Annotated in this window: 22 protein-coding genes and 1 pseudogene; 11 read left to right on the plus strand and 12 right to left on the minus strand. The window is 57.4% G+C overall.

Translation table 11 applies throughout. The features are described 5' to 3' along the window. The 5 genes and pseudogenes from VFA76_02315 to VFA76_02335 form a co-directional block, all read right to left on the minus strand. A partial coding sequence (locus VFA76_02315) for an RHS repeat-associated core domain-containing protein (protein ID HZR30674.1) occupies nucleotides 1-755 on the minus strand: 755 nt, incomplete at its 3' end. A 6-nt stretch (nucleotides 756-761) separates the two neighbouring features. Further along, nucleotides 762-1,412 (minus strand): annotated as a pseudogene (locus tag VFA76_02320) (RHS repeat-associated core domain-containing protein). Nucleotides 1,413-1,451: 39 nt separating this feature from the next. Then, entirely contained in the window at nucleotides 1,452-1,970 is a 519-nt protein-coding gene (locus VFA76_02325) for a L,D-transpeptidase family protein (GenBank protein ID HZR30675.1), read from the minus strand. Further along, nucleotides 1,942-2,421, minus strand: coding sequence for a hypothetical protein (locus tag VFA76_02330; GenBank protein ID HZR30676.1), 480 nt, complete (start codon nucleotides 2,419-2,421; stop codon nucleotides 1,942-1,944). The genes VFA76_02325 and VFA76_02330 overlap by 29 nt, the downstream gene beginning before the upstream one ends. 204 nt (nucleotides 2,422-2,625) lie before the next feature. Beyond that, entirely contained in the window at nucleotides 2,626-3,639 is a 1,014-nt protein-coding gene (locus VFA76_02335; protein ID HZR30677.1) for a VWA domain-containing protein, read from the minus strand. A gap of 184 nt (nucleotides 3,640-3,823) precedes the next feature. Between VFA76_02335 and VFA76_02340 the strand changes: the two genes are divergently transcribed. Then, nucleotides 3,824-4,537, plus strand: a complete 714-nt coding sequence (locus tag VFA76_02340; protein HZR30678.1) for a lipid-binding SYLF domain-containing protein — start codon at nucleotides 3,824-3,826, stop codon at nucleotides 4,535-4,537. A 163-nt stretch (nucleotides 4,538-4,700) separates the two neighbouring features. After that, nucleotides 4,701-5,417 carry a PilZ domain-containing protein gene (locus VFA76_02345; protein HZR30679.1) on the plus strand — a complete coding sequence of 239 codons (717 nt, stop codon included), beginning with the start codon at nucleotides 4,701-4,703 and terminating at the stop codon, nucleotides 5,415-5,417. 15 nt (nucleotides 5,418-5,432) lie between these two features. On the opposite strand, the gene VFA76_02350 is transcribed toward VFA76_02345, so the two are convergent. Next, nucleotides 5,433-6,536 (minus strand): hypothetical protein, encoded by a 1,104-nt coding sequence (locus VFA76_02350; protein HZR30680.1) that lies wholly within the window; start codon nucleotides 6,534-6,536, stop codon nucleotides 5,433-5,435. A 268-nt stretch (nucleotides 6,537-6,804) separates the two neighbouring features. On the opposite strand from VFA76_02350, the gene VFA76_02355 reads away from it, so the two are divergent. From VFA76_02355 to VFA76_02365, 3 genes are all read left to right on the plus strand, one after another. Further along, on the plus strand, nucleotides 6,805-7,737 hold the full coding sequence (locus VFA76_02355) for an ROK family protein (GenBank protein ID HZR30681.1): 933 nt from the start codon (nucleotides 6,805-6,807) through the stop codon (nucleotides 7,735-7,737). Continuing rightward, on the plus strand, nucleotides 7,734-8,780 hold the full coding sequence (locus tag VFA76_02360) for an SIS domain-containing protein (protein HZR30682.1): 1,047 nt from the start codon (nucleotides 7,734-7,736) through the stop codon (nucleotides 8,778-8,780). The genes VFA76_02355 and VFA76_02360 overlap by 4 nt, the downstream gene beginning before the upstream one ends. A gap of 68 nt (nucleotides 8,781-8,848) precedes the next feature. After that, nucleotides 8,849-9,589 carry a class I SAM-dependent methyltransferase gene (locus tag VFA76_02365; protein HZR30683.1) on the plus strand — a complete coding sequence of 247 codons (741 nt, stop codon included), beginning with the start codon at nucleotides 8,849-8,851 and terminating at the stop codon, nucleotides 9,587-9,589. Nucleotides 9,590-9,607: 18 nt separating this feature from the next. Here the strand turns inward: VFA76_02365 and VFA76_02370 are convergent, their stop codons facing one another. Beyond that, complete coding sequence (locus tag VFA76_02370) at nucleotides 9,608-10,351, minus strand: PhoU domain-containing protein (GenBank protein HZR30684.1); 744 nt, start codon at nucleotides 10,349-10,351, stop codon at nucleotides 9,608-9,610. A 232-nt stretch (nucleotides 10,352-10,583) separates the two neighbouring features. On the opposite strand from VFA76_02370, the gene VFA76_02375 reads away from it, so the two are divergent. Next, complete coding sequence (locus tag VFA76_02375; GenBank protein HZR30685.1) at nucleotides 10,584-11,006, plus strand: hypothetical protein; 423 nt, start codon at nucleotides 10,584-10,586, stop codon at nucleotides 11,004-11,006. Nucleotides 11,007-11,138: 132 nt separating this feature from the next. On the opposite strand, the gene uvrA is transcribed toward VFA76_02375, so the two are convergent. Next, nucleotides 11,139-13,961, minus strand: a complete 2,823-nt coding sequence (uvrA, locus tag VFA76_02380; GenBank protein HZR30686.1) for an excinuclease ABC subunit UvrA — start codon at nucleotides 13,959-13,961, stop codon at nucleotides 11,139-11,141. A 173-nt stretch (nucleotides 13,962-14,134) separates the two neighbouring features. On the opposite strand from uvrA, the gene VFA76_02385 reads away from it, so the two are divergent. Continuing rightward, entirely contained in the window at nucleotides 14,135-14,356 is a 222-nt protein-coding gene (locus VFA76_02385) for a hypothetical protein (protein ID HZR30687.1), read from the plus strand. A gap of 265 nt (nucleotides 14,357-14,621) precedes the next feature. Here VFA76_02385 and VFA76_02390 read toward each other — a convergent pair whose 3' ends face one another. Beyond that, nucleotides 14,622-15,446, minus strand: a complete 825-nt coding sequence (locus VFA76_02390; protein HZR30688.1) for a hypothetical protein — start codon at nucleotides 15,444-15,446, stop codon at nucleotides 14,622-14,624. A 256-nt stretch (nucleotides 15,447-15,702) separates the two neighbouring features. On the opposite strand from VFA76_02390, the gene VFA76_02395 reads away from it, so the two are divergent. Next, nucleotides 15,703-16,719 (plus strand): hypothetical protein, encoded by a 1,017-nt coding sequence (locus VFA76_02395; protein HZR30689.1) that lies wholly within the window; start codon nucleotides 15,703-15,705, stop codon nucleotides 16,717-16,719. 14 nt (nucleotides 16,720-16,733) lie between these two features. Here VFA76_02395 and ligD read toward each other — a convergent pair whose 3' ends face one another. Next, nucleotides 16,734-18,620: a non-homologous end-joining DNA ligase gene (ligD, locus tag VFA76_02400; GenBank protein ID HZR30690.1), complete on the minus strand. Its 1,887-nt coding sequence runs from the start codon at nucleotides 18,618-18,620 to the stop codon at nucleotides 16,734-16,736. A gap of 128 nt (nucleotides 18,621-18,748) precedes the next feature. Next, a complete protein-coding gene (locus VFA76_02405) occupies nucleotides 18,749-19,075 on the minus strand; it encodes an antibiotic biosynthesis monooxygenase family protein (GenBank protein ID HZR30691.1) in 327 nt (108 codons plus the stop codon). A 208-nt stretch (nucleotides 19,076-19,283) separates the two neighbouring features. On the opposite strand from VFA76_02405, the gene VFA76_02410 reads away from it, so the two are divergent. The 3 genes from VFA76_02410 (at nucleotide 19,284) to VFA76_02420 (ending at nucleotide 21,142) form a co-directional block, all read left to right on the plus strand. After that, complete coding sequence (locus VFA76_02410) at nucleotides 19,284-19,757, plus strand: hypothetical protein (protein ID HZR30692.1); 474 nt, start codon at nucleotides 19,284-19,286, stop codon at nucleotides 19,755-19,757. Then, nucleotides 19,754-20,179: an NUDIX hydrolase gene (locus tag VFA76_02415; GenBank protein ID HZR30693.1), complete on the plus strand. Its 426-nt coding sequence runs from the start codon at nucleotides 19,754-19,756 to the stop codon at nucleotides 20,177-20,179. Before VFA76_02410 ends, VFA76_02415 begins: the two co-directional genes overlap by 4 nt. A gap of 474 nt (nucleotides 20,180-20,653) precedes the next feature. Continuing rightward, nucleotides 20,654-21,142, plus strand: coding sequence for a YciI family protein (locus VFA76_02420; protein ID HZR30694.1), 489 nt, complete (start codon nucleotides 20,654-20,656; stop codon nucleotides 21,140-21,142). Nucleotides 21,143-21,166: 24 nt separating this feature from the next. On the opposite strand, the gene VFA76_02425 is transcribed toward VFA76_02420, so the two are convergent. Continuing rightward, nucleotides 21,167-21,400: a hypothetical protein gene (locus VFA76_02425; protein ID HZR30695.1), complete on the minus strand. Its 234-nt coding sequence runs from the start codon at nucleotides 21,398-21,400 to the stop codon at nucleotides 21,167-21,169. Nucleotides 21,401-21,481 lie beyond the last annotated feature (81 nt).

A 21,481-nucleotide genomic window follows, 5' to 3' on the forward strand; every position in this document is an offset into this window, starting at 1 on the left:
ACTTGATCTTCGATCCTCACAGCGTCTCCATTGGTGTCCTGGCCTCCGTGATACCAAACGCTATCCACGTGGCCGAGTTCGTGGACGAGGACCTCTCCAAGAGTGGCCTCGATTGGTTTCCCATTTTCCATGAGGTTCCCCGGCATATGCCCGAGATCACCGCTCGTTACGTAAATATGGGCGATCCCTGGTATTGCCATCGTTCCGGCTGGACTCATGCCTTTGTCAGCCGAACCGATGCTGATACCCATGATTTTCGTGCCGGGACTGACAAACTGGATGTCAGCACCCGCTTTGGTGTCATTGATAATTCCACTCAGCTTGTTAGACACCGCATTGATGCTTCCGAAGGCATGACCTTTGCCGTCTTGGCCGTTCGTATAGATTCCAAGGTAGTGTTTTCCATCTTTTCCCGCGTTGTCGTACAAGTAGCTACCTGCCTCGCCCGTTGCCTTCTGCAACGCTTCGAGCTGCTTTTTTCGCGCCGCGTCGTCTCCTCTTAGTTCCAGATACTTACCTGTGGGGTCAACGAAGCGGACCGGGTTGTTTCGCGCGTAGGAGTACATGTTCCACTGCTGCGGGTCAATGACTTTCTGCTTCATGATCCCCGCAGGATCGGGAGACATGAATCTGCCCATTGAACTGCCGAAGTACCTTGCTTTGAAATTGTCCAAGCCGGACTCGGCATCCCGTTCTTTGCCGGCGAACTTGTACTGCAAGCACAGCCATCCGTCACAGCTGAAAAGGGCTTGCATCGTACGTTAAGGTCGTCCACTCCCTGCGGCCTTGACGTTGATCAACTCTCGAATTCGGAACTCATATCGGCAGCAGAGTTGATGGCCTATGTCCTTGCCCGGATCGATGAAGTTGCCTACAGCAGTAATCTCCGCCTGCTCGTTCCTCTTAAGGAGTTTCGTCAACTTTTTGTTGAGAGGAGACTTGAACTCAAAATGATCCTGATCAAACGTCGCCAAAACCACGTCGTGCTTGCCAGATGCCGGGTTCTCCTTTGGCGGACAAGAGTCGTCACGCAGGATTGAGAACTCTGGTCCACTTACGACCCTTGTCTGGACCCGTACTGCCTTTCCTGAATACTCGTTCGCATGGTCGACCAGAGCACAAAGTGTGATTGTGCTTCCAGAACTCGATGACATTTGCCTGCTCTGAGCGTGAATGCTCGCGATCAACAGCAGAATAAGAAGCGTGATTTGTTTCATATCATCCCCATGCCGGAACTCGTGTCCAGTCGGATCGGTGAGGTTAACAGGATTGTTTCTAACGTAACTGTATTTGTTCAGAGTCTGAGGATCGGCAAACAGCCCGCCCACCGGATCCGGCCTCATGAAACGCCCGGTTGAGGACGACTCATAGCGGGATACGGCATAATTGTAAGTAGTGTCATAATTGTGCTCGTATCCGAGAAGCTCAGCAGACTTCTCTCTTTCAAAACCTCACGGCCGTATCTCAACCGGCGTGCCAGTTGGAACAAGCGACCAGATTTCCTCGATCTCTGGGTTGGTCACGGCGATGCATCCCGCTGTCCAGTTCACCTGCCGATGGAGTGACCCGACCCAGGCCCACTTCTCCTCGATGCCGTGGATTTCGATCAGACCTCCGGGACTCGTGCCTTGCTTGCGCGCTCGTTCTCGATCTCGCGCGTTCGGATAGGAGATATGCAGCGCACGATGGAAACGGCTGTGCGCGTTCTTGGAGTCGATCATGTATTCGCCCTCGGGCGTCTCCCGATCTCCCGCCTGGCTCTTCGCTCCGCTGCCTCCACGTCCCAGCGAGACTTTGTAAGTTTTGAGCACCTGACCGTGGCTCAGCAGCGTCAGCGTGCGCGTGCTCTTCACGATCACCACGCGATCGGCCTTCGCTGCCGTACTCTTGTCCGCTGCCCAGCTCACCGCGCATAGCGCGAGGATCACTAGGAGCGTGCCACTATTTCCAAGCCGCTTCCGGTGTGCCATGCAGCAGCTCTCTGACGCTCGGCTCTAAGTCCTCGACGTGGTGATACAGCTTTCCCTGGAACAAGAGATAACCCTTCGGAGTGGACGCCAGTTTCTTCTCACGCCATGGCCGGGGCAAGGTCTCGCCTGCGCGCTGAACCGTCCTGCTAACAAGCCGATATTTTACCTGGCCGGGTAACTGCCCGTCCCATTCACCCAAGGAAACGACTTGCCCGTCTCCATGGCTTATCGTATATCGCCCCGACTCTCGATTAACTACGCACTCCACAACAGCGAAGTGCTTTTGATCGTCGAAGTAGAGCACGGTTGTCGCTCCCGTCTCCAGCTTCGGATTGACGCTCGGCGGAGCATGCTCCCATTTCATGTGCGCCGGGAGCCAAGCACCTGTTGGCTTGACGCCCTGTGCGAACGCAGCACAACTCCAGAGAACAAACAGGATGATTTTCTTCATGGCTGATCCGTCGGAACGTCTATGGCTGCTGGTATGGTCGCATGGGGCATGTTGTTCCACATGTACTCGGCGAACCTTATGTCCGTTCCGTAGCAGAGGCACCGATTTTTCGCAAAATTCCACAACGTTTTTGTTCCGGGTGCGGAACAAAGAAGAGACGGCTCGTTTGACCTCAAGAGTAAAGGGATCGAGTTAAAGTCAGTCCTACTGACGTGGTGCGTAATACCCGGGGCGGGCGCGCACGCGGATCTTCTTATTGTTGGCGACGATCTCGATGGAGTGATACCGGCCATCGGGAGAGAACTCTGCCGGCTTATAGGCAACCGAATACTGGCTGCGTAGTTCTTCTTGGATGGCGCTGAAGGCGCGAGTAATGTCGCTCATCTTAAACGGGAAGAACGCACGTCCTCCGGTCGCCGTCGCCAATTGTTCCAGAGTGTTATCACCGCGCATGATTACGCCGCTATCGTCTGTGCTGATGGCATAGATCACGACTTCAGCGCGTTGCGCCATCTGAATGGCGTCCGCCAGGCGCTCCTCGCTCTGGTTGTCCTCACCGTCACTCACCACGATTAACGCGCGGCGAACCGGTTGAGCGTCGCTGCTCTTCAGGAGTTTTTCCCGGCACGCCAGGTAGACGGCATCGTAGAGAGCGGTGCCGCCACCGTCATGCAGCCGGTGGACCGCTTCCGAGAGGTGCAGAACGTTGTCGGTGTAGTCCTGCATCAGGACGGAGTGACTGTTAAACCCGATTACGAATGCTTTGTCAGTCCGCGGCCGCAGCACCTGGTTTAGAAATTGAATTGCGGACTCTTGCTCGAAACCCATGCGGGCACTGACCGAACCACTGGAGTCAATCACCAAGCCGACACGTAAAGGCAGATCAGTGGCGCCGCGGAAGTCCAGAATACTTTGCGCCGGCTTTTGATTGTCGAGCACGGAAAAATCATTTTGTGAAAGATTCTTTACAAATTTGCCGTGGCTGTTTGTGGCGGTGAAAACCACGCTCACTTCATCCACCCGCTTGCGGATGGTGATCAGAGGAGTGTTGGTCTGCTCGTCCATCGCTTCCGGAGTGGCTTCGGTCACGGCGGTGCTCGCCGTAGCCAGATAAGGAGAGGCAACCGCCATCCCCGCGCTTTGTGCCCGGGCCGGGGTTTCCCACAGGGGCGTCCCCAAGGTTGCGGCGAGCAGCGCGATGAGAGGCAAAAATTTCATTCGATGTGCATTTTCTGCCGTTTAAGGCAGCTGGCAATGCCGTCTAGATAATTACTGCAGTTTGGGTGCCACAAAAAGACTCTAGGATAGGGAGGGGGATGCTGCCAAGTTACATATGGGGCTCGAACTTTCGTTACCCGCGTTCTTCTTTAGTTTAAGATGAGAATTCCCCCATGGAGGTTTCATGAAACGGCAGTGTATGTCTTTGACATTGGTACTCTTTCTAGCAGGTACTCTGTTTGCCGGGAGCAACGAAAAAGAATCTGATCGGGTGAAGCAGGCGGGTGAGGTGCTCAAAGAAATTGTTAACATTCCGGACAACATACCTAAAGATTTGTTCGATCGCGCCGAGTGCGTGATCGTATTGCCGTCGGTTAAGAAATTCGCCATTGGGATCGGCGGAAGCTATGGCCGCGGGGTTATGACGTGCCGCACCGGACAGCACTTCACCGGACCGTGGAGCGCTCCCGCAATGTATGCGCTGGAAGGCGGCAATATCGGGTTTCAACTGGGCGGGCAAGCCACTGACTTTGTCTTACTGGTGATGAACCCCCACGGCGCGGACTCGTTACTCAAGAGCAAGGTAAAGTTGGGCGCTGATGCTGCAGCCGCGGCCGGCCCCAAGGGTAGAGCCGCAACCGCCGCGACCGACGTGGTCATGCGAGCGGAAATACTTTCGTATTCACGGTCGCGGGGTTTGTTCGCGGGAATCTCGCTCGAAGGCTCAACCCTGCGTCAGGACAATAGCGCCAACCAGAAACTGTACGGCCGGAAGATCACCGCGCGCGAAATCGTACGCCAGCAAAGGGTCGGTATACCGGCATCAGGACGGGAACTGGTAGCGGTGTTGAATCACCATTCGCCCCGGAACCTGTCAGACAAACAATCGCTGCAGTAGCTTGGAATGCCGTCGCCGGCGGGGTGATAAGCGAGGTACAGGCGGCATGGAATTAACTTCGAAGCGCTGTACATGAAGTAAGCTGGGCCGGGGTTCTAGTGCTCGGGTTGCGCGCTATGTGGCGGCGCAGCTCGACTGTTGTCGAGATAAGCGGGCTCCATCTATGCAGTGTCTTATTGTCACGCAGGACCCAACCTTACTCGCGGTTGTGCGGGGAGTGTTTGCCGACCTGAGCATTGACCTGGAGTTGCGGCGGGAAGCGGCTAGCGCCGTGGATCTATGTAAGACGCGTCACCTGGATGGCCTGGTCATTGATTGCGATGACATCCCCGGCGGTGGCGAAGCGCTCAGTAAAATCAGGAATAGCCCTTCCAACAAGTCCGCAACTATTTTTGCGGTGGTGAACGGCACTACCAGCGTAGAGAGTGCCGGTACGCTGGGAGCGAACTATGTTCTGCGCAAGCCGGTTGAAAAGGAACGGCTGCGCTCCTTTCTCGATCTTGCGCTCGCCAGAATGGAGCGCGAGCACCGCCGCTATTTCCGGTATCCGGTTGACCTCCCGGTAGAACTCCAGACCGCTACGGGAGAGACTATTTCCGTGGACCTGGTCAACATCAGTGAAGGCGGAATGGCGGTGCGGCTCAACCGTAAGATCGAACTGCAGGGAGTTCTTACTATCCAGTTAAAGCTGCCAAGTACGGAAGAGAGAACTTTCAACGCCAAGGCGGTGGTCGCCTGGACCAACCCGTCATTGGCAGGTCTGAGATTTCTCTACGTGGCTGCTGAAAGCGAACTCATCTTTCGCAGTTGGATGGACACCTTGGAAGGGCAGTTCCAATTCCGCCAGTCACTCAAGAGCGGAGCACAGGGCGCCCGGTAACCTATTTCACCGAATTCAACGCCGCTGATCAAAGCTGATTTTAAGAATTCGTCCCTGCGTGCCCACGAGCCAGCCCGCGCGACGGCTGGCGAATGCCACGGCCCAATAGTTCGTAACTCCCGGCAGTAAAAACCAGGTCTTACCTTCATTGGGCGACCAGGCAGCGCCGCTCGGGCCGGTAGCTACTACGGCATGGCTTGCGCCGCCACCATCCGCGCGCCCGTGCCCATCATCTCCACGGCCGATTTCCCGTACATAGCTCAGCCCGTATACGGAGCCAGGAAAAGGAGTGCGCGTGGCCAGCTTCCAGGTCTTTCCGCCGTCGTTCGAGCGCGCAATATTGTTGGAGAACTCGGTGGGCGTAACCAGCTCTCCGCCGCCCAAAATGCCATGGATTGCATCGCGGAAATCCACGCTGATTACGCCTGAGGTCGGTGTGCCCTGCACGATGGGCGTGTTGTACGCGGTCCATGAGTCGCCGCCATCGCGGGTGGCGATGATGCGTGCCTTCTGGGCGCCGCCAGTACCGATCCAGGCCCGGTTCCTGCCCTGGGTCGCGATGCAAGTGCCACTCGCGGCAAATGCGGCTTCGCCGGGCTGGGCAGCCGGGAGATTGTTGCCGATGTCTTGCCACGTCTCGCCGTCACGCGTCCGGATCACGGGGAAACGGCCAGCTACCGAATCCGCCATGGTGACTCCGCGCTTCGGAGTCCAAAAGGCAAAGCAGTCATAGAACCCGTTCGGGTCGGTGTTTTGGAATTGCAATGACCAGAATTTCCCGCCGTCTTCGGTCTTGTAAATGCGCGAGTCGGTGCCCACTCCCGCCGAGAGCAGATAAGCGACCTTGTCGCTGACTCCCTGCACGTCGCGAAACTGCAGGCTCTCAGCGCCTGGAACCACGGCGGCGTGCCACGTCTTTCCACCGTCAGTAGTCAGAGCGTAGGTTCCGCCGACCCCGCTTGCCCATACCACTCGTTCGCTAACCGGGCTGATGGCCTGTAGCCGATTGGTGGTACCGCTCTGCTGCGGCGTGAGCTTGGGATGGCGATCAGCGGAAAAGCTAAGGACAGAGACGCAAATCAGAAGCGTGGCGAGAGCGGCGGAACGAAAACGGGACATAGGATACCTCATCGGCTGGGTGTAAATGCGACCGGGGCGGCAGTATAGGACGGGCGCGAAAGGCCTGTCAAACGTGGCATGCACAGGATTGGACAGCGGGTGAGCAGCGATATTGATTCCAACGGTTCCTCCACATCCACTCTCACTCTTCCGCTCAGCTACAATAATCAGTTGACCACGCTGCATCATTTTCACTAGATGAGAACTCTTTTTTGAGACCGAGTGCAGGGAATTTCCTGTCTCCAGATAATGAAAGGAAGACGCACGGGTGATTGGGGCCATTGATGTCGGAGGGACAAAAATTGCAGTTGCCATGGTGGCGGAAAACGGGAGGATCGTGCACAAGATGGAATCTCCTACGGCTGCCGAGCGCGGGTTCGCCGATGGGTTGGCACGTATGCGGCAGATGTTGCAAGAGTGCTCCCGCGCCGCGGATGCTCCCATCACCGGAATAGGAATTGGAAGCAGCGGCCCGGTTGATCCGTGGACCGGCATCTACGGCCGGGTGGACACCCTGCCCACCTGGGAAGGGTCTGACATCATGAAGCCACTGGAGAGCCAATTCGGTGTGCGCGTGGCAGTGGAAAATGATGCTGATGCTGCGGCGCTGGCGGAGTCTGCATGGGGCGCCGGTAAGGGAAAGACCCGCTTTATTTATGTGACCATCAGCACGGGGATCGGCGGCGGAATAGTATTTGATGGTCAGCTCTATCGCGGAGTTGACGGCGCCCATCCCGAAGTAGGTCATTTTGTGGTTGAGGCGTCAGGGCCAGAATGCTACTGCGGCGCCCACGGCTGCTGGGAGTGGATGGCAGCAGGTCCCGCAATGGTGTCGTGGATGAAAGCGAATGCACCTAAAGGCGCCCGGCTGCCGGAAGGCCTGAGCGCGAAGATGATCTGCGAAATGGCGGAGCAGAACGATCCTCTGGCCAAGAAGGCGGTTGAGCGAGAAGGCTATTACATCGGAGTTGGGCTTGCTAACCTGGTGATGTCATTTTGCCCCGATCGTATTGCCCTTGGCGGGGGCCTTATGGGCAGCTCCCATCTTTTTATGGACCGCATCCACGAGGTGGTGCGGACCAATTGCACGTTGGTTCCTGCTTATAAGACTGAGATCGTGCTTGCCTCCATGGGCCCAGATACCGGGGTGGTGGGCGCCGCCAGCGCCTGGTACAACCGCTACGGCGAACGAAAAGAATGAGCGATAAAACCGTAATACAAGGGCAATACTTTCGTGACCTGCTGGCCCAGCCGCAGGCCTTGCGTGACACGCTTGCCGGTCTCCAACTTACTCCCAAATTGCAGGAGCTGGCGGTGGGACTGGATCGCGAGAAGTATCAGCGCATCGTGCTCACCGGAATGGGCGGTTCCTTCCACGCGTTGCATCCCCTGAACCTGCGGCTAACTGAGCACGGGTTCACCAGCGTGATGGCGGAAACCTCTGAGCTCATTCATTACATGCCGCAGCTCCTGACCCAGGAGACGCTGTTGATTGCGGTTTCGCAGTCCGGTAGAAGCGCCGAAACTTTGCGCCTGCTCGAAATGCCTGAACGGCGCGGCCCAATTATCGGAATCACGAACACCGAAGGTTCGCCCCTCGCAACCCGCGCGACCGCGGCGGTGGTCACGCGCGCGGGCAACGAATTTTCAGTCTCGTGCAAGACTTGGGTGGCGGCGGTGGCGGCCATGGCCTGGATCGGTGAGGTGCTGTGTGAGGGCAAGCCGGAGCGCATCACCGCCGAACTTGCAGCAGCGGCTGACGCCATGCAGCAGTACCTGAATAACTGGGAAAGACATGTAGGCGCACTTATCCCCGAGCTCGAGGGAATACGCGATCTGTTCACCGTAGGACGGGGCAGCTCGCTGGCTGCAGCTTTGACCGCCGGCCTCACCATTAAGGAATCAACCCGCGTCCATTCTGAAGGGATGAGCAGCGCTGCCATGCGTCATGGCCCGTTTGAAATCCTCAGTCCGGAAGTCTTTGTTTTGGTGTACGAGGGTGATTCCAAAACCACCGATCTGAACCGCGCCCTGATCAGCGACGTTCGAAAAATAGGCGCGCGCGCCGTCCTTTGTGGCCCGCATTCAGACCAACCGGCCGCCAAGTTGCCCGAGAGCGGAAACGGCGCGCGTCCAGTGTTGGAGATGTTGCCGGCGCAAATGATTTCGCTCGCGCTAGCCGCGATCAAGGGAATTGAAGCGGGGAAATTCCAACGCATTGCCAAGGTCACCGCCACGGAGTAGGGAAACCCAGCCGGTGGTCAGCTTCGATGCCTCAGGGGTGCGCTGAATTGAAGGGCGCCGAGTTCACAATGGAGACCGGCCAAGCTCTTGTCTGGCAGGCGATCCGCGAGTGGTGGCGTACCAATCTTTCGCGTTTGGGGCTGCTGCGTACGGCCCAACTCTTCTTCCGGGAAATGTGGGAGTTTGTTCGCGATGCGACCCCCGCGCGCCGCAAGCAGCGCTACGGCGATATTGAGTTTGACTGCGACTACAAGGTTCATACCACTGCCGCCACGGTCAGCTTGCGCACGCATCTGCTGGGAGTGCTGGCTGGCGGTCCTTACCAGCCCTGCGATCCAGCGCTATTCCAAGAGACGTTAAGCAAACTGCACATCGAGTACCAAGAATTTGACTTTATTGATCTGGGTTCGGGCAAGGGACGTGCCCTGCTCATGGCGTCGGAATATCCGTTCCGCCGAGCGCTTGGCGTGGAGCTGATTCCCGAGTTTCACCGGGTAGCGGAAGACAACATCCGCAGATTCAACAGTCCCAGCCAACGATGTTTTCGAGTGGAGTCGCAATGCGGAGACGCACGCCAATTTCATTTCCCGCCTACGCCGACTGTGCTGTTCCTGTTTAATCCCCTGCCGGAACCCGGACTGGAAGCAGTCATCACCAACCTTGAACACTCATTGCGCGAGCATGCGCGGCAATTTTATGTGCTTTATCACAATCCGGTCCTGGAGCACGTGCTTGCGCGCAGTCCTCTGCTTGAGCAGGTGGAGTCTACTTTGCAATTCGCGGTTTATCGCAGCAGAAAACCCAATTAAGAAAGGGAGTACTCGAATCTATGCACCGCCGCCGTTCTTCTGCGGTTGCCGCTCACGAAGCCATTGCAGAAACATCTGCTCGTAGGATTTCTGGCTGTTGCGCAGCACGTGCCGCACGGTGTGGCCACTCACGAAGTGGCAAACTTCCTCTGCCAGGTTCTTGGCGTGGTCGCCGGCACGTTCCAAGGCCTGCGCCATGAAGAGAACTTGGATGCTCTCGCTGTGCGCCTCGCCTTCCGGATTTTCTACGTGCCTGACGAACATCAGATTTCGCAGGCGGTCAATTTCGGCGTCGGCGCGAAAAATTGCGATGGCGCGGTCGATATCGCGGCCGGCAAACGCCTTGTAAGCATCGCCCAGCATCTTTTCCAGTACCGAGGCCATGCGAATCAAGTCTTGGATGTCGCGGCTCTCCATGCGGCGGCCAAGGATGCGGGCCCCGGAAGCGAAGGTAGAAATCAGGTCGCCTATGCGTTCCAGGTCGGTCATGAAGCGAATGCAGGCCAGCAATTCGCGGCGCTCGGGCTCAGAGGTATTGGCAAGGGCTGCGCAGACCCGTTCATCGAGTTCGCGATCGAGCGCGTCCAACTCCTTCTCGCATTCGTCCACTGTGCCGTACACTGCGGGCGAGTTCGAGCCCAGCGCATCGGCAACATTGCCCGCTGATGTTTTCGCCAACTCGCAGGCGCGCAATGTCAGACCCACCAGATAGGAGTGCTCAGTTCCGCGATCTGATGGAAATTTCCCCGCCGGTACTGCCATGGTTACTGCCTCCATGTCGGTGCATGGTAATGTGCAATCAATAACACTCGAGTGTTAAGGAACTGTTACACGGCGGTGAATTTCGCGTAAAAAAGCGGAGCAGATCATCCGGGAGTCGATGATCTTTCGCTTTGCTGCGACCGGGAATACACTCTTCCGATTGCTTGCGGGAGAGCAAGTCCAGCCACAAGATATAACTTGGTACACAGAGTAAAAGACTAAAGAGGAAATTATGTCGGATCGCAAGTACCGGCAGCACGGTTACATGGATCGCAACCAGCCAACGCGCGAAAAGCAGGAAGCCCCGCCGCGTCCTAAAGACAATCTTGGCGGCCCGCGTCAATTGCAGATGCCCGGCAAGAGATCGGTTTCCCGATGCGCCCAGTGCGGCACCGTGCTGCCGGTTGGCACGGAACCAACTGGGCCATGCCCCAAGTGCAGCGCGGCGCTGCATTCCTGCAAGCAGTGCACCTACTTTGATCCTGGCAGCCGTTTCGAATGCCAGGAAGCAATTACAGAAAGGATAACCCGCAAAGACGCTGCCAATAGTTGTACGTTTTACGCAATGAAAGTAGCGGTGGAGCGGGAAACATCGAGCGGCGCAGTGCCAGTGAATGACGCGCGCAGGGCCTTCGAAAATCTCTTCAAGAAATGACTTACCCAACTCATGACGACTACTACCAAACCTACCGCCTGTTAGCGGCTTATCTGGTTTTCTTAGATCAGTTACCGCTGATAGCCACTAAGAGCAGGGAATAGTGTGGAGAGTGGGGCAAAGACGCCCAGGTTACAAATTAGCCGCGACCGGCTGCCTGGAAGCGCCCATACCACGCCCAAAGTACTCTGCCAGCGCTTGGCCGGTGTAGGACTTTTTCTGCCGCGCTACCTGCTCGGGTGTGCCCTGGGCCACAATGCGGCCGCCATTCTCGCCGCCTTCGGGGCCGAGGTCGATGATCCAATCCGCGTTGCGGATCACATCCAGGTTGTGCTCGATGATGATGATCGTGTTGCCCAGGTCTGTAAGGCGGTGCAACACGTCGAGCAGTTTCTTGACGTCGTCAAAGTGCAGGCCGGTAGTCGGCTCGTCCAGCAGGTAAAGAGTCTTGCCGGTTTGCCGTTTGCTCAGCTCGCGCGCCAGCTTGATGCGCTGGGCCTCACCGCCCGAGAGAGTCACCGCCGACTGTCCGAGGTGAATGTAGCCCAATCCCACATCTACGAGAGTCTGCAGCTTCTGCCGGATCTGAGGAATGTTTTCCAGCACCGGCAGTGCATCCGAGACCGGCGTTTCCAGTAAATCGGCAATCGAAAAATCCTTGTACTTCACCGCCAGCGTCTCCTGGTTGTAGCGCTTACCCCCGCAGACCTCGCACACCACGTACACGTCGGGCAGGAAATTCATCTCGATGCGCCGCTGTCCTTCGCCCTGGCACGCCTCACATCGGCCGCCGGCAACATTGAAGGAGAAGCGGCCGGCCTTGTAGCCACGCTCGCGCGATTCCGGCAGCATGGCGTAAATGTCGCGAATCTGCGTGAAGACACCGGTGTAGGTGGCAGGATTCGAGCGCGGCGTACGCCCAATGGGCGACTGGTCAATCTGGATGACCTTGTCAATTGCGTCCAAGCCGACAATCGCTTTGTGTGCGCCGGGTTCCTCCCGCGAGCGATACAAGTGCTTGGCCAGTGCACGATAAAGAATGTCGTTCACCAGAGTGGATTTCCCGGAGCCGGAAACTCCCGTCACCACGGTCATCACTCCCAGCGGGAAGCTGGCGTCCAGATTTTTCAGATTGTTTTCCCGCGCCCCCAGCACCGTTACGTCGCCGCCATTGGGTTGCCGACGCTGCGGGAGCATGGCAATTTGTTTGTTCCCGGAGATGTACTGCCCGGTCAGCGACGCCGGAGTGCGCATAATGTCTTCCGGCGTGCCGTGCGCCACCAGCTGGCCGCCATGCCGTCCCGCTCCCGGACCGAGATCAACCACATAATCTGCGCGGCGGATGGTCTCCTCGTCGTGCTCCACCACCAGCACCGTATTACCCAGATCGCGTAAGGATTCCAGCGCGGCCAGCAGTCGCCCATTGTCGCGGTGATGCAGGCCGATCGAAGGTTCATCCAAAACGTAGAGCACCCCTCGCAGACGGGAACCAATCTGGGTCGCAAGGCGAATGCGCTGGCCCTCGCCGCCGGAAAGGGTCGCCGCCGAACGGTCAAGCGAGATGTAGCCCAACCCCACGGCATGCAAGAATTGCAGCCGCTCGTTGATCTCGTGCACGATCCTTCCGGCGATTGCCTGTTCGCGCGGAGTGAGTTTGATCTTGCTGGCGGCCTCCAGAGAACGCGAGACCGGCAGCGCGGTGAACTCGGCAATAGACATGCCGTTCACCTTCACAGCCAGGCTCTCCGGCCGAAGCCGTTTGCCGTGGCATACGGGACAGGGCGTGGCCGACATGTAGTTCAGCAGCCATTCGCGGTAACTATCGGACGTGGACTCCTCGACGGCATCTTTCAAATATGCCAGCACGCCGCGGAAGCCGGTGCGTGCTCCATTGCCCCGGTTCTTTTCTTCGCCGTAGAGCACCAGGTTCTGGATTTTTTCCGGCAGCTTCTCAAAAGGTGTGCTCAGGTCAAAATTGTGCGCCTTGGCCGTGATCTCCAGCATGTGGATCAAGTAGGACGAGGCTGAGCCCGGCCCCAGGCCGCCCTCCAGCAAGGGCTTCGACCAATCCACAATGATCTTGGCCGGGTCGAAATCGTACTTGCTGCCGAGTCCGTGGCATTCCGGGCAGGCGCCGTACGCGCTATTGAAGGAGAACGAACGCGGCTCCAGCACCGGCACGCTGATGCCGCAGTTGGGACACGCCAGGCGCGCGGAGTAAAGCTGCTCCTCGCCTCCCACCACGGCCACTTGCACCAGACCATCGGCGAGTTTCATGGCGGTGTTGACGGAATTTTCCAGGCGCTGCTCGATTCCTGGCTTCACCAGCAGACGATCAACCACTACTTCTATGGTGTGGTTCTTGCGCTTGTCGAGCTTGATCTCGTCTTCCAGGTTTACCAGTTCGCCATCTACGCGAGCGCGACTGAAACCCTGCTGGACGAGCTTTTCCATCTCCTTTTTGAACTCGCCTTTGCGTCCACGCACAATGGGCGCCAACAACATCACCCGGTCCTGTGGGGTGAGAGCCATGACGCGCTGCACGATCTGCTCCGCCGATTGCCGGCTGATCGCCTGCCCGCACTTCGGGCAATGCGGCACACCGATGGACGAATAAAGCAGCCGCAGGTAGTCGTAAATCTCAGTAATCGTCCCCACCGTGGAGCGCGGGCTGCGGCTGGTGGTTTTCTGCTCGATAGAAATTGAGGGGCTCAGGCCATCAATGGCATCCACGTCGGGCCGTTCCATCTGATCGAGAAACTGGCGGGCGTAGGCGGAAAGCGTTTCCACGTACCGGCGCTGTCCCTCGGCATAAATAGTGTCGAAAGCGAGGGAAGATTTGCCCGAGCCGCTCAGTCCCGTGATCACGGTGAAGGCGTTGCGCGGGATCTCAACGTTGATGTTTTTCAGATTGTGCTGGCGCGCTCCGCGCACCGTTATTTTGGTAATCGCCATTGTCCCCGGGCGTTATTGTCCTTTGGTAACGTGGACGGGTCCTCTGAGTAGGTGGAAAGTGAGGTTAGACAACTCTACTTATGTATCTTAGTTGCTAACCAGCAACAGCGTCAACGCGCGGTAGAGTGGCAACTGCTGCTGTCCATCTGCTTTAAATGCTTGATGGTGGCTCAATGCCAGAGCACTGTTGCCAAATGTTGCAAGATGCGGTGGAGGGCGATGCGATTGTCAACGCTCCCCTCAGCCAGATGCGAGGTCGCCTCCTGAACGAGGTGGATTCAGACTACGCGGTGCGTTCACCGGAGGAGCGTCCCAATCTGTACCGCTTGAATTTTTGCCCATTCTGCGGCCGGGCGGTCTCCCGCACAGTGTGGAACGCGGAAAAGAAGAAGTAGAGCACGGGAATTTGACCTTGGGACGAGAACATCTGCCAAAGGTGGCAAGGCATCAGACAACGGAAGGCGGGCCGAACCCTTGAGTTTTTTTATAACTTTCGCGATCTTGGTCTTAACAGTTTCTGCCGCACTGGCTTTTGGAATTTGGACCAGTTACGTTTTAATAACCGGCATCCTTAATCTCTTCGGCCAACATTCACAGCAGACGACGCCCTCCAGCGTCTTGGTCCAACAGCACGCTGCCGGCGACTAGTTTGCTCTATTATTATTGCGGCTCTTGAGGCTGTTGCGGTTGTTGCTGCTGTTGCTGCTGCATCCGTTGTAATTCCTGCAACAATTGCTCCGGAGTCTTTACACCAGCTTGTCCCGGTGGGGCCTGCTGATCGGGTTGTTGGCCAGGATAAGCCTGCGGCATATTGGGTTGCTGTCCGGGCTGGACGGTGCCTTGCTGGGGAAACTGCTGTTGATTCTCCTGCTGCATGACCGCGGGCGGCGCGTCAGGGTTCTCTTCCGCTTGAGGTTCTTCCGCGGTTGGCGTGTCCGGCTGCTCCTCCACCTCCTGTGGTACTTCGGGGACCTCACTTCCCATTTGAGGTTGCTGCTGCACCTGATTATTGGCCACCGTGGTATTTCCCCCGGTATTTCCTGCGGCGCTGGGGCCAGAGCGTGGGGACAAGATCACGCGTTGCACGCCACTAGGATCCGAAGGCGATGCGATCATCACGTAGTCAAAACGTGAGCCATTCAGCAGGTGCGCGAGCACATCACGCGCCGGACCAGGACCCATGCTCCCCGCCACCCGCTCACTGCCGGCGCCCGGAGGGATCTCAATCACCGCCCCTGTGCGATTACGCACCGCTGAGAGAATGTCTCCCAAGGTCGAGTTCTGAGAGATAATCGTCAGCTGCCCATTCAGGTAGCTGACTTGCGGAGGTTGTGCGGGCATCTGCTCAGGGGTTGGCGGCGGGGGTGGCGTCGGCTCCGGCTGAGGTTCAGGCTGCTTCGGTGCGACCACAGCTTTTGCCTTAACTTTGCGGATCCGCACGACCTTGCGGCCGATTGGGTTCTGGGCAGCCGCCCCGGACGGCATAAGAGCCGCCGTGAGGCCAAGGGCAAGAACAGCAATTTGACTAAGTGACAAGATCAACGTCCAATCAGTTAGATATTAGCACTGGTATATAGAACGCTCACGGGTCGGCTTTTTGCGCTGTTCGTCGGGAATTTCCAAATCGGGCCAAGGTCGGAAGTTACCTTTGAGACGCCGTTGCAACCGGCTGACTTGCATCTGGGTAGCTGAATTTGGCATCGTAAGGATAGAATCGCCACCGCAAAAGAAGGAACCGGAAATGAGTGTGATCCACCGAAGTGTAAAGAAAGACTGGAGTTGCAGGCGGTCGGCGGAGATAGTACTGGGCGTCGTACTTTTGGCGATCCCCGGCTTCGCTGCCATGACCTGCCAACTGGCCAGCGAGATGGATCCCGCCACTCGCTCCCTCCTGGAGAGCACGGCCAAGCGCTACTTCGATATGGCTGCCCACGGCGATTCCGTCTCCTTGCGTCAGAATGCGACATCGGCGTTGGCTTCGGATTTCGGTGGGGTAGAGGCGGCGGTGAACGAGAATAAACAGAACTTTTCCAGCGCTCAGACGACGGTGCGTCCACCATTCCTGCTGGCGCAGACCGGACCCGTGGTCGAGGCACGGGCAGACTTTTATTGTGGCATCTACAACTCGCCCGACCGCGTAGGTTTTTCCATTCCTAACTTGGCGCCCGGCAAATACGCGCTGGTTATTCAGGACGTAAAGGCGACCAATGGCACATACAGCGTCTCCATGATCCTCGAGCAAGCAGGAGCGAACTGGAAGCTGGCGGGTTATTTCGTGCAGCCGGAGACCATCGCCGGGCACGATTCGCAATGGTATTGGAACAAGGCCAAAGAATTTAAGTCCAAAGGGCAGAACATCAACGCTTATATGTACTACGTCCAGGCCAGGCAACTGATGCAGCCCGTGACCTTTATGGGCACGCCCCAGCTGGACAAGATTTACGATGAAACTCAGCAAGTGGCGCCCAAGGATTTGCCTACCAGCGGCCCGGTTGATCAAATGCTGGGCACGAAGAGTTTTAAATTGAACCAGGTGTTTCCCGTGCCGGTCAACAATGAACTCGACTTGGTGGTGAAATATCTGGTGCCGGACATCTCGGATACCAGCCAGGTTTTTCAGGACAACATGGCCGTAATCAAAGGCATGGTTAGCAAGTATCCAGAACTGCGAGAGGCTTTCAGTGCGGTAGTTGCCCGCGCGGTTGCGCCCAATGGCCAGGATTACGGCTCTCTGCTGCCGATGAAAGATATCAAGTAGCTCACCAGAGACGTTCAACCTACCGATTCTTTGGTCGCCAACGCTGGCTTCTCTTTTTCCAGCACGCACTCTCGTGGAGACTTGTCGAAACGCAGGCCTTCGAACACCGGGGCGCGCATTTTTACTCCGCCATCTTCGGTTTCGTGGGTCCACTCGCTGAACTTGATCTCCGACACCAGTTCAGGCTTCACCCAATGCACGCCTCGCGTGCTCACCACTTTATTGGCAAAGGGATTTTTAGTGGTTTGCAGCTTCTTCAGGCGTTCCCACATCTGGCCATGAGTGGCCTCGGTGAATCCGCTTCCCGCCTGGCCCACGTGCATCAACCTGCCTTTGTCATCGTAAAGGCCGAGCACGACCGAGCCGAAGTTTTCGCGGCTTCCGCGCGGATCGGTGTAGCCCCCGATGACGCACTCCTGCCGCTTGGTGATTTTCATCTTCAGCCATTCGCGGCTGCGCTTTTGTTCGTAACAGCTCTTGCGCCGTTTGGCGACGATGCCCTCCAACCCGCGCTCGCCCGCCGCCTTGAATAATGCAGCACCGTGCTCGAAGTAATGGTCGGAGTAGTGCAACAGTTCTGAGGTGGCAATAATTTCGGCCAGTAAATGTTTGCGGTCCTCCAGGTCCACACGCATCAGGTCGTAGCCTTCCAGATAAAGCAGATCGAATGCGTAGTAAACAATGGGCACCTCGCCACCACGCGGCTTGACCCGCCGCCCATCACCGCTGATTCCGGTCCGCTGCTGCATCAGGCTGAACGACGGTCGGCCCTCTTCGTCGAGAGCGACGACTTCGCCGTCGAGGATGGCCGTGGTCGCGCGAAGGTAATTCGGCAGCTGCGCCAGTTCGGGATACTGCCCCGTCATATCGTTCTGATTGCGCGATACCAGGCGGACCTTCGCATCCTCCAAAAAGGCGATCGCACGGTAGCCATCCCATTTGATTTCGAACAGCCATGCGGGATCATCGAACGGCTTGTCCACTAGTGTTGCCAGCATGGGATGGATGGTGCGCGGCATGGCCGCCTTCTTCGCGCCCTTGAGTCCCTGCAGACTCTTCATGATTGAGGAAGGCTTCACCGATTGTGCGGGTTTTTTGGAGGTGGAACTCTTGACGGCGGCGGTACCATCGCCCTTTGCCGCCCTAGATTCTGCTCTTGCGGTTTTTGCTCTTAGCGCGGGCTCCGGGGCGTCCTCCGCCTCCTCGGCGGTTTTGCTTTGCTTTTGATTTTTGACTTTTTTTTTACGATCAACTTTGGCGATGGAGTCCGCCAGCCATGCATTCTTCGCCGAAGAAGTTCCTGTCGCGGCTGGGCGACTGCTCTTCCACTCGCGCGATCCCTCGTCGCGCGCGATCTCATCCAGGGTGCGCCTGCTGAGCACCGAGTAATCGTACTTATCAATGTCGTAACCGGGAACGGCGTACTCGTCGCGGTGTTTGATGAGCAGCCACTCCGTGCCTTTGCTTCCCGGACGCCGCGAACGCATGCGCGCCAGCACAAAACCACCCTTGAGCTTTTGCCCGTGCAAGACGAATTTCAGGTCGCCCTTTTCGAGCATGGCGTGCAGATCGCCCTGCGGCTCCCAAGTGCCGACGTCCCATACCATAACCGTGCCCGCCCCGTAATTTCCCGGCGGAATAATGCCTTCAAAATCGAAATAGGAAACCGGATGGTCCTCCACCATCATCGCCAGTCGTTTATCGGCGGGATCCAGTGACGGCCCCTTGGGCACCGCCCAGGACTTGAGCACCCCGTCCATCTCCAAGCGGAAGTCGTAATGCAGGCGCGTGGCGCGGTGCTTCTGCACCACAAAGCGGTTGCCCTTGCCCTTTGCCAACATGGGAGGCGGTTCCGGCGTCTGCTCAAACCGCCGTTTCCGCTTATATTCTTCGAGCGCCATGCAGTTTTAGATGCCTGTGGGTTGGGAGTCGTCCGCCTGGGCTGATGGCATGCCAGAGGAATGTACAACAAAAAAGAAAGCCCGGCACACCCGGGCTTCAGAATTGAGATGGGATGTGCCGGGATTATCTAAGCTGCAGCTTTGCCCGCTGCAATGCGGTGCACGGTCGAATCCTCCACGTTGTAGGTTTCGACCTTGGGAGTGGTTTTCAATAACGGCTTAATGATGTCCAGAATTCGCGGGAAGGTCTCGCGGTTGTAGCGTTCGGCGTCATCTTTGTTACGCCAAAAGCTAATCGCTACCAGCCGCTCGGGATCACGGTCCGAAACCAGGCTGATCTCATCCACGAACCCTGACTGTTTCTGGAGTATGGGTACCACCTCGCTGCGCAGCTTATTTCTGAGTTCTTCCTGCTTCTCTGTTTTTACCGTGCATTCAACGATTCTTGTAAACACGTCCGTCTCCTTTCAGAGTTAAATTTGGAGTCGGCCCGCCGGAGTCTTCGAGCGCTAGCAACACGGCGGGGAAGGCTGGTTATGCCGGTTGGTGAGTAGGATACGACTTACGAATTATATGCTTCGGGGGACCTTGTTGGGGGGCGACTTTTGCACATCGGCAACTCTCACCGCCCTCAAAACAAGGCACTTGATTACAATCACCTGCATGAATAAATGTCAGCCGGGTTGCTGGATCACCACGGTGTCATTGCTGCTGGTCATGGTGGCTGCGGCCGGAGCCTTGTCTTCGCAGAAACAACCATCGCCGGCTGCGAATGACTTTTCCGCGGCGGTCGCCACCAGGCTGCTCGACAAACTTCGATCTGCACTCGAAAGCGGCAGCCTGGAAGACATGCTTGAGACCTTCGACCGCGAAAAGATGCCGAACTACAACGCCTTCCGCGATCAGCTCCGCTCATTTTTCAGCCAGTATCAGGATCTTCGTGTCCGTTACCACATCACTCAGACCTGGAACGAGAATGGCCGCGGGATTGCGCTGGCTGATTTTGAAATGGAGGGCGTGCCAACATCCGGCGGTATTCCGCCGTTGCACTCGCAGGGACAAATCCGCTTCGAATTCGAGCCCGGCCGCAAGGGATGGAAGATCGTGGACCTTGATCCACGTGGGTTCTTCTCGTGAAGCGGGACTATCCCGACCGGCCGCTGGTCGGAGTTGGCGCGGTGATTGTGGATCAGGGGCGAGTTGTTGTGGTCCGGCGGGTGAACGAGCCGCTCAAGGGCCAGTGGTCCATTCCGGGAGGTGTGTTGGAATTGGGCGAGACCCTGCGGGCTGGCGCAATTCGCGAGGCGCTTGAGGAAACTGGCCTGACCGTTGAACCGGGAGAGGTGCTGGAAGTCTTTGATCGTATTCTTCAGGATTCCGAGGGCAGGACGCAGTTTCATTATGTGCTGATAGATTTTTTGTGCCGGCCACTCTCAGGCGAGATGCGCGCCGGGGGTGATGCCTCCGAAGCTCGTTGGATCACAGGTGCAGAGCTGGAATCGTTTTCTATCGCCGATCCCGCAGCCGCCGTCATCCGGAAAGCCTTGGACCGTTCCTGAGCACAGGGCACACGTAGTCCGGAAATACGTGGGCACAGGCGCCCTCGCCAGTGCTGGCAAGCGTGGCTCGCCCGGGCGGCCGGCGCGGCTGCCCCTACTCAGGCGGCCTTCAAAAATAAAACGACCCGCAGCCCCTCCGTCCGTGCACGCGCTCTCGATGCGAGTGCTCGAACGGCAGCTTGCGGGTCGCCGGTGTACTGTTGGGATTGACCTAGGGGTGTCACTCAAACGTGGCCCCCGCGGCAAACTCCGGTCTCCGGATCAACTCCGGAGCGAATTCCCAAAGAACCGGTAGTCGGCGAGACTAGTCAGAGCGAAACGCCCTAAGTCTCAGCCACCTCGCTAGGTCTACTCCCGTCATCACAACTTGACATTGGACCACCTCCTTTCCGCGTTGAAAGCAGATTAATACGTGTGAGGGAAAAGAATCAAATCCAGAGTTGAAGCTGTGGTTTACTGCCAGAGCACCGACTTTTGGCAGATAATCGTTGGACAATCTTGATTAATCGGGGACATATAACGATGCGAGTGATGGTGATCGTCAAAGCGGACAAAAATTCCGAGGCCGGCATTATGCCGGACAACAAAATTCTTACCGCGATGGGCAAGTACAACGAAGAGCTGGTGAAGGCCGGCATCATGCAAGCCGGCGAGGGGCTCCGCCCGAGCTCCAAGGGCAAGCGCGTCAAGTTCTCAGGCGACAAGCGCACCGTGACTGACGGACCGTTTGGCGCGACCAACGAACTGATCGCCGGCTTTTGGCTGTGGCAAGTGAAGTCAATGGACGAAGCCCTCGAGTGGCTCAAGCGCGCTCCTTTCGATGGCGGGACCGAGATCGAAGTCCGTCCTATATTCGAGGCGGATGATTTCGGCGCCGAGTTCACTCCTGAGCTGCGGGAGCAAGAGGACCGCCTGCGGACGGAAATTGCCGACCAGAAAAACAGGGAAAAGCGCGCTTCCTGATTTGCCGCTGGGGGTTTGACGCGCCTAGGCGGCGCGAGTGGGCTTGCGGGTTTTGTCCCACCAGATGGCGGGATTGTCAGAATGATTCAGCATGGCTGACAGTTCCTGCTTGATCTGCAGCAGGCGGCCGGCACGCTCTTCCAGCGCCGACTTGTCGGTCGGGCTGTGCGCGCTCTGCGCTGAATACTGAGTGTTCATGTTTCTTAAATCTGTGATTTCTTGACGAAGGCTGGTGAGGCGTTCTGTGGCGTAAGACATACCTCATCATACGCCTAATCAGCAGGCAGCGTTGGTTACTAGTAGTGCCATGCGGAATGTGGCGAAAACAGGCGCTTTACC

The sequence above is a fragment of the Terriglobales bacterium genome (assembly GCA_035651655.1).
Lineage (GTDB): Bacteria > Acidobacteriota > Terriglobia > Terriglobales > Acidobacteriaceae > DASRFG01.